General features: G+C 45.5%; 9 protein-coding genes. 2 read left to right on the top strand and 7 right to left on the bottom strand.

Translation table 11 applies throughout. From position 1 onward, the window contains the following. Positions 1 to 75 precede the first annotated feature (75 nt). The 4 genes from DYH48_RS05845 to DYH48_RS05830 form a co-directional block, all read right to left on the bottom strand. The gene (locus tag DYH48_RS05845) at positions 76 to 3972 is read right to left on the bottom strand and encodes a S8 family serine peptidase (RefSeq protein WP_115334279.1); all 3897 of its coding nucleotides are present in this window, start codon (positions 3970 to 3972) and stop codon (positions 76 to 78) included. A 734-nt stretch (positions 3973 to 4706) separates the two neighbouring features. Then, positions 4707 to 5108 carry a YbaY family lipoprotein gene (locus DYH48_RS05840; RefSeq protein WP_006082308.1) on the bottom strand — a complete coding sequence of 134 codons (402 nt, stop codon included), beginning with the start codon at positions 5106 to 5108 and terminating at the stop codon, positions 4707 to 4709. Between the two features lies 1 nt (position 5109). Continuing rightward, positions 5110 to 5976 (bottom strand): acyl-CoA thioesterase II, encoded by an 867-nt coding sequence (gene tesB / locus DYH48_RS05835; protein ID WP_006082309.1) that lies wholly within the window; start codon positions 5974 to 5976, stop codon positions 5110 to 5112. 91 nt (positions 5977 to 6067) lie between these two features. Continuing rightward, positions 6068 to 7006 carry an SDR family NAD(P)-dependent oxidoreductase gene (locus DYH48_RS05830; RefSeq protein WP_115334278.1) on the bottom strand — a complete coding sequence of 313 codons (939 nt, stop codon included), beginning with the start codon at positions 7004 to 7006 and terminating at the stop codon, positions 6068 to 6070. Positions 7007 to 7372: 366 nt separating this feature from the next. Between DYH48_RS05830 and DYH48_RS05825 the strand changes: the two genes are divergently transcribed. Continuing rightward, complete coding sequence (locus DYH48_RS05825; RefSeq protein WP_115334277.1) at positions 7373 to 8248, top strand: 1,4-dihydroxy-2-naphthoate polyprenyltransferase; 876 nt, start codon at positions 7373 to 7375, stop codon at positions 8246 to 8248. Between the two features lie 179 nt (positions 8249 to 8427). Here DYH48_RS05825 and DYH48_RS05820 read toward each other — a convergent pair whose 3' ends face one another. After that, entirely contained in the window at positions 8428 to 9243 is an 816-nt protein-coding gene (locus DYH48_RS05820) for a DODA-type extradiol aromatic ring-opening family dioxygenase (protein ID WP_115334276.1), read from the bottom strand. Between the two features lie 61 nt (positions 9244 to 9304). Beyond that, positions 9305 to 9787: a DoxX family protein gene (locus DYH48_RS05815; RefSeq protein ID WP_256613030.1), complete on the bottom strand. Its 483-nt coding sequence runs from the start codon at positions 9785 to 9787 to the stop codon at positions 9305 to 9307. Between the two features lie 162 nt (positions 9788 to 9949). On the opposite strand from DYH48_RS05815, the gene DYH48_RS05810 reads away from it, so the two are divergent. After that, a complete protein-coding gene (locus tag DYH48_RS05810) occupies positions 9950 to 10849 on the top strand; it encodes a LysR family transcriptional regulator (protein ID WP_115334274.1) in 900 nt (299 codons plus the stop codon). A 155-nt stretch (positions 10850 to 11004) separates the two neighbouring features. Here the strand turns inward: DYH48_RS05810 and gnd are convergent, their stop codons facing one another. Then, on the bottom strand, positions 11005 to 12531 hold the full coding sequence (gene gnd, locus DYH48_RS05805) for an NADP-dependent phosphogluconate dehydrogenase (protein WP_115334273.1): 1527 nt from the start codon (positions 12529 to 12531) through the stop codon (positions 11005 to 11007). Between the last annotated feature and the right edge of the window lie 180 nt (positions 12532 to 12711).

The raw sequence follows: 12711 nt of genomic DNA, 5'->3' as shown, positions 1-12711 counted from the left end.
GGGCTGATATCAATATCAGCCCTTCTCTATTTACTATTAAATTACTGTTAAACCTTTCGATTTAACACTGAGCGATTAGCCTTGTTTACGACGACCAAAGGCAAATGGTAGCAATAACAAGCTTAACCAACCTAATGAACCACCATCATCTTTCTTAGCTGGTGTTTCAGTCACAGACACAGACACGACACTTGAATCTTTATTGCCATGGTTGTCCGCTACAGTCAGTTGGAATGACACTGTTTGAGCTGTACCACTCACTTCTGGCGCCACGAGATTAAGCTTGGCTGCATTAGCGTCAAAGTTAAAGCTCGCACCGCCTAACTGAGTCCATTTGTAGGTTAATGGATCATTGTTGGCATCGGATGACTTGCTCGCATCGATAAACAGTGGTTTACCTTCTTGAACAGATACCGGTGCTTCAATCACTGCCACTGGCGCCACTTCTGGAACATCAAATTGATATTCTTGCTTCAAGATTTCAGCCGACTCGTTGTTCACTTTGTTGGTCAAAGTCACAAGGTTGTCTTGGCTTGCCTTACGTGGCACTAAGTCAAACGTCACATCTTGTGCCGATGCACCAGAGACCATCTCGATAGTCCAAGTGATCTTATTACCCACTTGTGTACCTTGATGGCTGATATTAGCCACTTCGTGACCTTCTGGTAATAACGCCTCTAAAGTGTAAACGCGGGTTTCTTGCGTTTTGTTCGCTTCGACACGGGTCTTCATCATTTTAGCGGCGCCTGGCGTTAACTCGCCAGAAACAGTGCTACCTAGAGGCGGTAAAACATCATCACTGACGCGCTCAAATATAACCGGAATTTTAACCGGTGCGACTTTGTCATCAGTAGTGGTCAGAGTCAGCATTGCCAAGCCAGCATCGCCCACTAACATCGCTTGTTTCCAAGCTAAGTTGACGTTGAAATCTTTATGATCACCGGTAAGATTTGCCGTTAAGTTATCACCCGCTTCATCGTATAAGGTCACTTGTTTCAAACTAAAAGCATCATCCGCATCGGCTGCAGATGCCTGATAGTTTTGTATCACGACAATATACTCACCTTTCACTGGGTCCTTAATAGACACACTTTCTTTTGAACCACCAAACGCAGAAGATGCCGCGATAGAAAGCTTACTACCATCTTTCTTATCGAGTATCACAAACATATCTAAGTCAGGAGAGGTGGTATTACCGATTGATGCATTGAAATATAACGCTTTGTCTTCAACGTTAAAGCTAAATACTTTTACGCCATCGGCTAAATCATCAAATGCACTATCGGTATTTGAATCCTGTTTCACACTTGATTCATAAGTAGCGCTTAACTTAAGTTCAGTCACTGTCGCCGCAACACCCGGTAGATCAATTGCTTTCAAGTGAGCCAAATTGCGCTCATCGGCATCACGTGAGGCTGAAACATTAACAACCGCAGGTAAGTCGCGTTTAGCAATCTTAGCCACGATCGGCATGTTAGCCGTTGGGAAGGCTTCTGAAGCTAATACTAAGTTACCAAAGCCCCAACTTGCACCCACGTCAGTCACATCAGCAGTCACTGTGATAGTTTGGCTCTCACCTTTTTTCAGGTTGAAGCTTTCTGGCATCACAGTTAACGCGAACTTATCGGTTGCGGAAACACCTTTTGCAGTCCAGCTACCGTCAGCCGTTGCAGTAACAGTACGTGTCCAAGTACAAGTATCGATACAACGTGAATCAGCCATGCTTGGAATGTTTAGCTTACGTGGATCGCCACCTGTTGTAGGGTTAGCAATCTCGTAGTTTAAGGCACTTTCATCCATCACTAAGCCAGATTTTGCCGCTAAATCCACACGAATACGGCCTGCGCCTACGTCAAACGGATCTGCAACGGTTTTACCATCGGCTTTTTTCATGGCTTGGGCTGTCGTTGCTGTCATCATTAGCGCAGAACGAATGTTATCTGGGGTCCAATCTTTATGCAGTGATTTAAGTAACGCGCCAGCACCGGCAACGTGAGGACTCGCCATCGAAGTACCTGACATCAACGTGAAATCAGCAGGATCAGTCCCCGCCTTATCATGGCCGAATTGTTGATCTGAATAAGCAGCGTAGATATCACTACCCGGTGCAGCAACATAAGGCACCAGTACATCATTAGTTAGGTTAGGTCCAATCAAGGAGCTGGCTGATAAAACATCCGCTTCTTTACTGACGACTTTAGGAGTTGGAGACAGCGTGATTTCAAGCGCTGGATTTGCTGCCATAGCAGCAATCAGTTCTAAGCCATCGATATCGCCAATAAATACCGCTGGAATATCCAATTTATCTAACCCAGACATGATCAGGCGCGCATTATTTTCACCATCTCTATTGAAAACAATCACACCCTTAGCGCCAGCTTTCATCGCCGCTGCCACTTTAATATCGAATGAACAACCACCGCGTCTTAAAACAGCGATCTTATCTTTAAAAGCATCAGCAGCGAATGGTTTACAGGCTTCAAAATTGGCCACATCAATTGTGCCTGCATAAACAGGCACACCTTTGAGCACTTCAGTTTGAACAGGGCCAGAGCCAGCAGTGTAGTGGTAGTTTTTACCATTAAATTCAACGGCGCGTACTATGTCGCGATTGTGGGTCGAGTTAGCAACCGACGTATACCAAGGCGCATTTTTAGGCGTTGAGTAAGGTGTTTGATTAATAGCAGGGCTAGTGTTTGTCGCGGCACGTGTGTTACCCGCAGCGACTGCAGCAAAAATACCCGCATTACGCGCAGCTAAGAAACCTTGTTCTGTTGCACTATTCCACGGATTTCCACCACCGCTGATTGAAAAGTTAATCACATCGACGCCATCTTTGATTGCATCGTCTAACGCTTTCAAGATAGGTGCAGTCGGGCAGCCAGAATAAGTGTCGCCCGCATTACCCGGATTACAAATTTGATAAGCAATGATGTTTGCATGTGGTGCAACACCTGAGATTTGCGCAAATTCAAGACCTGTCGCAATACCATCACCTTCTAACTTACCGGTTTCACCTTGCACGTAAGGGACATTAACTAAAATGTTACCCGCTGCTGTACTGGCAACGTGCGAACCGTGTCCGCCGTAATCCTCACCATTTTTAGCTGGAGGGTTATCACCATACACTTTTACGTCATCAAAGTTATTGGTGATTTCTGGATAGCTACGGACACCGATCAGTTTGTCGTTACACATGCTGGCGAAATCAGTTTTACAGTCACCAATATAGATGCCTTGACCTAATGGGTTTGTGTGGTCATAACCATCTTGGCCAACATCCGCAAATGAAGCATGGTCAGAGTTAATGCCTGAGTCGATGATACCGACAATCACACCTTCACCCATGGCTTTCGTGCCCGTTGCACTACCATCCCATACATTTGGAGAACCGATAAGCGCTTGGCTGACGTCGGTTTCCATTTGTTCCATGCGCTCGCGCTCAACAAACGCAACCTCAGGTAACTCAGCCATTTTCTTCGCTTGAGCTTGAGTCATGCGAACTGCCATACCGTTTAACGCATACTGATAGGTCGTTAATGGCTGCAGATTGGTACCAATAGCCGCACTCGCGTTAGCTAAAAATCGGTTTTGTTTGACTTTCAAATAGCTAACATAACTTTTAACTTCAGGTCTTGAAGCATCGAGCTTGCCATTCACAGCGACTTTTGAAGTGCCACTTGTCTGCACTCTCTGTGAGCTAGTCGCTTTAAAGCCAGGAGTCGTTCCTTGATAATTGGCGACTGAACTGTCACGTAAACGAACGATATAAGTAAATTCACCCTCGCCTAAATCCGCTTCTGGTACAAACTTAACTTCAGCCCCGGCAGCATTACCGCGTAATGATGTGGCTTGTAGTTCACTTGGAATATCTAACTGCAAGGTTTCACCCGTAGGTGATAAAACTGTTTGCGCATTTGCCGCCGACGATAGCAGCGCCATAGACACTGCTAGTGCTATTTTAGTTTTCATTGTGACTTCCCTAATTCTTATAAGTTGTATGATTTATAAAACTCAGGTTGGTGGCATGAACACACTGCAACAACCAAGAACGTCACCTGTAACTGACATTTTTTATGAATAACCATTCAATTTACTGTGATGATGATCACTGAGTTTTATCGCGACAATTTGTAACACGCAAAGATACAAATTAAAACATTAAGTTAACGGAACGCTATTCAGTAAATCGTATATCAGCTTCTATTTATCTTAAAAAAGATAAATAGATTGTTTCGCGGGTTGAATAGTCGGTAAATTAAAGCTCATAAACAAAAATGCGAAATATAAATAGTTATTTAAAATCATCATATTAACTTGAACACTTAAATCTTGGAGCACCAAGATAGCGCACTAAAAAACAGAACGAGTGACCGTAAAAATATTGTTATTCGCAAAAACCTTTCGTTACAAACCAAACATTTCAACAAATAAAATTAAACAAATTTAAATCAAACCAATAACAATATTTAAACCAGTTTTTAACATTATCGGTAAAGATATCTTTTACAAAATGGCACTCCTTATAAATAGAGACTAACTTATGCATTAATATTCTTAGCTCTGTGTAAAGCAAAATCATATTTGATTTTACATTTACAGCATGAATACCCGAATATTAACCAAAAAAAGCCCTTGCAATATAAATTGAAAGGGCTGCATCTTCAGCAATACAAAAATAATGCGCAGGCAATAATTAGGAGTGATTAATTCGCCATGACCGCCTTCATCAACACTTCTGTCGTGAACTTATCATTATTGACGACAGGGAACCTGTCATAGGTTTGGAAGATCACTTGGTCTTGAAACTTGATCATCGCCACTACGCCATATTGGATACTCTTATCGATCGATTTTGCAGGCAGCGTAAATTTAAACGGCACTGGCGCTCTGGCGATATTAAAGGTTTTCTGTGCGACGATAATACCCGGGGTATTCAAATCAATGATTGCAATGGTGATTTGGCAACCTTGAGGCAAGGGAATTTTCTCTAAATAACCCGCTGCGCCATTGATGATAATCGGGGGTTCAGGTTTCACCGTCACGCAGCCATTGAGCAGAATTGCCATGAGCGAGAACAATACAAACGACTTTATTTTCAGATACATATTAACGTCCTTTTACCATGCGGATCAGGCCTTCTTGGGTAGAAGAAGCCACTAATTCACCTTGTTGATTGAAAAACTGCCCTCTGACGTAACCTCTGCCACCGCTGGCATTGGGGCTATCAATACTGTAAAGCAACCACTCTCCCATATTAATCGGGCGATGGAACCACATAGCATGATCTATCGTCGCCATGCGCACTCCAGGACTTAAAAACGACACGCCGTGGGGCTGAGCCGCTGTCACGAGAAAGTTAAAGTCCGAGGCATAGGCGAGTAAATATTCATGAATATGGGCGTCATTTGGCATGGGACCATTGGCCCTCATCCACACATGACGGTACGGCTCAGTTTCTTTAGGCGCAAAGGGATGTAATGGATTAACCAGTCGCATCTCAATGGGCGCATCGGCCATAAACTTTTCGAGTATGCTCGGCGGCACTTTATCCCGCATCGTTAGCGCTAATTCCTGCTGATTCAATAAACCTTCAGGTCCAGGTACTTGCGGCATCATCGCTTGATGACTAAATCCTTCTTCCGGTTCTTGGAAGGAACAGGTCATGTGGAAAATCGGTCGACCTTTTTGAATTGCACTCACGCGGCGGGCACTAAAACTGCCGCCATCCCGCATATTTTCGACTTCATACACAATCGGTAACTTCTCGTCACCTGCACGTAAAAAGTAGGAGTGTAATGAGTGGACCTTACGCTCAACGGGGACGGTTTGTTTAGCGGCGCTGAGCGCTTGCCCCATCACTTGACCACCAAACACATGCCCAAATCCCAGATCTTGGCTCTGACCACGAAAGAGGCCGATTTCAATTTGCTCAAGGGAAAGTAATGATAAAAGATCGTCTAATACCTGACTCATGGGATCCTACTGCATAATTAGCCATTAATGCTAAAGGGTAACTCAGTTCGCCTTTAGCTGACCAGTCTTCTATCGATTATTCACAATCAAATCAATCAATTTTAATATGGTGTTCTAGCGCGCTTAACTGAGACCAAGACAAGACTTTATCCTCACCACTGGAGTGCAAAGTAACTGGAAAGGATTGGTATAGCTGGGGCCACTGCTGCGCGAGATTATCAGGCGTAAAAAGCCCCTCATTAAAATACATCGGCTGAAACTCGACAAACATGCCATGGCTGACGCTGCCCGCACCTGCGAGCAAGTGTTGACCATTGGGCGCCTGTTCACTCACCAAAAAAGCCGTTGTGGCGGTTAATGACTCAAAGGAAAATAACGGCTGAATCGCACTTGCTAAATGTTTGGCTGTCATCGCTGTGACGGCCTGTGGGCATAAACTATTGACGCGAATATTATGAATTTCTCCTTCTATCGATAAGCAATTTACCATGCCCACCAGCGCCATCTTACTCGCGCTGAAACCGACTTGATGCAAATCACCAAACAAGGCCGAAGCCCCCGTCGTCATCATGATCCGACCATAATCCTGTTGTTGCATATAGGGCCAAACGGCTTGCGTCAGATAAAAACTGCCATTGAGATCGACATCCAATTGCCGTTGCCACTGCTCAAGCTTAATGTGCTCGAACGGACAAGCACCGTAGACCCCCGCGTTATTAATCAAGATATCAATGCGATGCCAACGTAGGATCACTTCTTCGACCATGCGGTTTACTTCACCCCGCTGGCTAACATCAAGCACAAAGTAGAGACAGTCACCGCCGAGTTTAATAATGCTGCAGTAGGTTTGCATCAATGCTAAGTTGGCCGGAATTGTTTGAGCACCATAGGTAGAAATAGACTCGGATGACGATAACGGCTGATCAACGAGCACCACCTTCGCGCCCCGCTCAGCCAACATGATGGCATAGGCTCGACCTAGCCCTGCTCCCGCCCCAGTGACTAACGCCACCTTATTATCGAAACGCATCCAAATATATCCTTATCGGCATAACAGTAGCGGCAAAACGCAGCCAATGAATGCTCAAAAACAACCCGCATAAGGCGACTAGCACCTGTGGTATTTCCAGTTGAACATAGGATTTAGCGTTACGCCTATGTCTTGGGCGGTGCAGCGTCTCCAACAACATCAGCTATAGAAACACAGACTTTTTTGATTTTCTTTGAGCTTGACGACAAATCTCCGCCTACATCAGTGAACATATGTGCGCCAATTCAAACTCTGTTAAATGCGTTTATTAGATAGTGCTCACTTTCGTGTTAAATCTTGTTATGCTATGCGCTAATTGAGCCCTTGCTCGATACCATTCCCATTTACCAATAACGACTGGACGCCATGAATCCTTGGATTTTAGCTATAAGACCCCGTACGCTACCCGCGGCCATAGGTCCCCTATTGATAGGCAATATTCTCGCCCTGCATCTTGGGAGTTACAGCTGGTTAATCGCTGCCACTTCTATGCTGTGCGCTGTGCTATTACAAATTGCCGTCAATCTCGCTAACGACTATTTTGACTTTAAAAACGGCATAGACACAGCCGAACGCTTAGGACCCGTTCGCGTGACACAAAGTGGTTTAATTTCACCAACGAGCGTCCGCAATGCCATGATATTTTGCCTATTAATGGCGCTTGCAGTGGGTTCCTATTTAATTTGGCACGGAGGCTGGCCTATCGCGATTCTCGCCGCGGCCGCCATTTTAGGTGCACTCGGTTATAGTGGTGGCCCCTATCCCCTCGCTTCCCATGGGCTGGGCGAAGTCGCGGCCTTTATCTTTTTTGGATTGGTCGCCGTCGTGGGGAGTTATTATCTGCAGGCGGGCGATACCACAATCAATGCTTGGTTATTAGGCTGCGCCATTGGGCTGTTCAATGCGGCTATCATGCTGGTGAATAACACCCGCGATATTCGTACCGACACCCAAGCTGGCAAACACACTCTGGCAGTACGTATCGGCGAAGCACAATCAAAAGTGTTATATCAAGCGCTGATTTACCTGCCCTTCGGCTTAGTGATTGCAGGCTTTCTACTGGGTATTTTACCTGGGTTACCAGTATTGCTCGCGGGGTTGTCACTGCTTATCGCCCGTAAACTCAGCAGCGATTTCTATGCGGTGTCTGGTGAAGCGTTAAATCCGTTACTCGGCCGCACGGCTAAGTTAACCATGATATTCAGTACCTTGTTTAGCGTGGGTTTAGTGTTTACCGCATAAGAGTAAAGCCGCTAGGCTAATGCTATAAGCCGCTAAAAGCTTAATACTGAATACAAAAAAGGTTCGTATCTGTCGAGGATACGAACCTTTTTTATTGGCTGAATATGCTTAATCTTAGGTTTACTGCCATGTTCGATGACACAAATCCAACATCAGATTATTGCCAGATTATTGCCAGATTATTGCCAGATATAGCCTGAGATCAGAGTATTTAGCAAAATGCCGTTAAAGTTACATAGCGCTTGGGATGAATCACTGTGACCAGCGCCGAAACACACATGAAGTGGCAATAAATGTTCTTCACGCGGATGACTAAACCGCGCCTCAGGAGCCGCTTGCCAGTGAGTCAATGCTGTTTTGGCCTCGGCAGTGTTCACGCTTGCGGTTAATGTTTGCGTCAGCCAATAGTCAAACTCTGCGCTGCGACTTTGGACCGTGGGATCGCTTGAGAAAAACGCCCGCATATTGTGAAACGACATCCCTGAGCCCACGATCAACACCCCTTGATCCCGAAGCGGCGCTAAAGCTTCGCCAATAGCTATATGGGTTTCAGGATCGAGACTGTGGACTAACGACATTTGCACTACTGGAATATTCGCCTCGGGATACATCAACTTAAGTGGTACAAAGGTGCCGTGATCAAATGCTCGCTCGCTATCTAAGCGGGCGGCGATACCTTTATCCGCGAGCATATTCGCAATCTGTGCCGCTAATTCTGGCTGACCCGATGCAGGATACGTCAGCTGATACGCTTCGGGTGGAAAACCATAGTAGTCATATAAAATACCGGGCTTAGGGCTACTCGACAAGGTCACCACAGATTCTTCCCAATGGGCGGTGATCAGCACAATCGCCTTAGGGGTTTCAATGGGCGCGGTCACTGAGGTTAAAAAAGTACGCAACTCTTTATGATTGGCATCATTTAGCAAAGGCATTGGGCCACCACCGTGGGGCACAAATAGCACAGGCATACGACTCGCGTTAACTTGCATCATGGCTTTCTCTTGTTGATTAACTTATATCGGTACGACTGACTTCAGACTCTATTTTTATCACTTAAAATGCGGAGCGACTTAGCGCCAACTGCCGCTGAAATTGCACTAAACGCTCAATAATTTCATCCAGTTTGATAATCAGAAAAAGTCCAGCCGATAAACTCAATGCAGGCAGTGCATTAATCGCCGCTTCATAGTTAAAGTGGAAATAAATCGCCCCCATCATAATCGCCAGCAAACCGCTCGCCGATAGCACTCGGTAGTCACGTAGACACAATCCAAGAGCGCCAATCACTTCCATCAAACCAATAAAATAGCCAAATCCGGTGGGAAGATTCATCAGAGTAAACGGAACATGGAACATAGGCACGCCAAATAACTTGGCAAATCCTGAGATAAAAAACACTATGCTCATCGCCAGTGTAACGGTTGCGGCGGCGCGATTGAGTGTATTGGCACAAAGGAATAGCTTCTGCGTATCGGCCTCAGCAACTAAGCCATTGATACTTGAGCCCTTAGCACCACATAAGTTTGAAAATCGCATCGCACACACCCCATTGATCTTAATATTGCCGTCAGTCTTGGGCATAAATCCGCAGACCACTAGCGAGAATGGAGTAGATTATGAGCCGATAAAAGATAAATAAATATGGAATAAAATCTAATATCTCATAAACTAATACTTTATTACTTGCGAGTAATCCCAGTGACCTTAGACCAACTGCTGATGTTTAAAACCGTGGCTGAGGCGGGCTCACTCAAAGCCGCCAGTGACAAGCTACATAAAACCCAACCCGCCATTAGTCAAAGTATCAAACAGTTAGAATCTCAACTCGATCTCATCTTATTTAACCGTGAAGGTTATCGACTCGCCATCACAGAGCAAGGCCGAAAACTGCTGCAACATACCCAGCGGGTGCTGAATGAAGCGCAGGAAATGAAACAAGTGGCGAAACATTTAGCCAAAGGCAACGAAGCGAGTATCACCTTAGCTTTTGAAGCTTCTTTCAATCTCGCTCGAATTCTACCGATTTTAGAACTGACTCAAAATGAGTTCCCCTATACTCAAATCATTCTCAAACAAGAATTTTTAACCGGTGCACTCGAAGCGTTGAATCAAGATAAAGCCGAAATCATCATCTCAGCTGGCGGAATTGAGCCTATACGTTCGAGCCATTTAGAATTAGCCTATCTATTTTCCGGTAGCCTGCTCGATGTCGCTGCGCCGCGCATGCTTGAGCGCCATCCGACACTGAGCTACGCACGAGAGCTCGTTAACGAATACCAAATCGTGATCCAAGATACGGGCTCAGGCACTGCGAATATTGAGTTTGGGGTACAGGCGGGGCAACGACGTTGGTATGTTAATGATTTTTATACCAAGAAAATGCTTATTCAAAGTGGCATGGGCTGGGGCAAACTGCCGCACTATATGATTGAAGATTCACTCAAACAAGGTGTATTGATTGCATTGGATCTACGCGAAAGACAAAACAACATTCAACTCGATTACTATGTGATGCGAAAACCCCACTCACCTTTGGGCCCTGTCGCACAAGCACTCTGGCAAAAGCTGATCGCCTTTTCATCTGAACTGAATGCTTAGGACTTCAAGCTTTAGATTTAACTTAGTGACTTAAAGTGAAATGAAGCCACCAAACTATAGGCCATTATGAACTCTCGAGCATAAACAAAACGCCCCTCGATAAGGGGCGTTTTTCATTTTAATAACAGGCTAAACCTGAGATTTAAACCTTAGACTTAAACCTTAGCTAAGGTGCGCTCTTTGGCGCTCCAATCTAAGTGATATTTCTCGCCAGCTGGTGTATCGATACGCTCAAAGGTGTGTGATCCGAAAAAGTCGCGCTGACCTTGGAGCAAGTTCGCTGGTAATGTTTCGCAGCGGTAACTGTCGTAGTAAGCCAAAGCTGAACTAATACAGGGAGCAGGAATGCCTTGCATTACCGCGGTTGCTACCGCAGTGCGCCATAGGCCTTGCTTTTCAGATAAGGCAGACGCAAAACTGTCGGCCATTAACAGATTGCTAAGCTCGGCATTGTCTTCATAGGCTTGAGTGATTGATTGCAGGAAAGTGGCGCGAATAATACAACCCGCACGCCAAATTTTTGCAATTTCAGCAAAGTCTAACTGCCATTTTTGTTCATGGGCCGTCATTGCCATCAACTGGAAGCCTTGCGCGTAACAACACACTTTCGCGCAATATAACGCACTTTCAAGGGCTTCAATCAACTGCGCTTTTTGCGCCTCATCGATAGCAGGTGCATTTGGCCCAGCCAATTTCTGGCTAAGTTGTAAACGTAAGGATTTTTGGGTACTTACGGCGCGAGCATATACAGCTTCAGCAATCGTCGGTGCCGGACAACCAATTTGTAAACTGCTTACGGCCGTCCACAAACCCGTGCCTTTTTGGCCCGCTTTATCTAAGATCATTTCCACCAACGGTTTACCCGTTAATGGATCGGCCTGTTTTAAGACTTCGGCACTGATCCCCATCAAATAGCTGTTTAAGCTACCTTTGTTCCAGCGTTCAAACACATCGCCCACTTCTGCAGCGCTCATGCCTAAACCGTCATGCAGCATTTGATAGGCTTCGCAAATCAACTGCATATCTGCGTATTCAATACCGTTATGCACCATCTTCACGTAATGGCCAGAACCCGCAGGACCAATATAAGTCGTGCATGGCTCGCCTTCTGTCACTGGATTACCCGGTTCGAAGCGCTCTATGGGTAAACCTGTACTTGAATCAACCTTAGCGGCAATAGCTTTCCAAATAGGTGCCACGTGATGCCATGCATCGATATCGCCGCTTGGCATAAGTGATGGACCGAAACGCGCACCGACTTCACCGCCCGAAACCGCAGAACTGAAAAATACAAACTGACCTTTGTAGCGCGCTTCACGCTCAACAGTGTCAGTCCATAGGCTGTTACCGGTATCGATAACGATATCATCGGACTCAATTCCGGCAGAAATCAAAGCACTACAGACACCATCGACGGGTGCGCCCGCGGGAACAGAAAGCACAAGAATGCGGGGTTTTGTGAGACTGGCTAACATTTCGGTAAGATTAGCACAGCCAAGAATGCGAGGTTCGAGTCCAGCGCGTTCCTGTTTTTCTTGCTGTATAACACCATTAACTTTAACAGGATCGAGGTCAAATGCGCTGACGTGATATTGGTTATCCGCGATGTTTAGCGCTAGGTTTTTACCCATAACGCCAAGGCCAATTACGCCGATATCATTAAGATTGCTGTGGTTTTGCATTATATAATTCCCACGGGTCACAGAGGTTAGAGCTAACCAATTTTGAGGGGTAATTATACCGATCTTTGTAACTTAATTACCAGAGAGAAAAGGCGATGCATACGATTGGCAATCTCGATTACAGTGAGATTGCCAATCCCGTATTGCGAAACGGGTTAGTTAGGACTTAGCCCAAGTGAT

This window comes from Shewanella baltica (assembly GCF_900456975.1).
In the GTDB taxonomy this organism is placed as follows: Bacteria; Pseudomonadota; Gammaproteobacteria; order Enterobacterales; family Shewanellaceae; genus Shewanella; species Shewanella baltica.
This window is presented reverse-complemented; position numbering and strand designations above follow the sequence as displayed.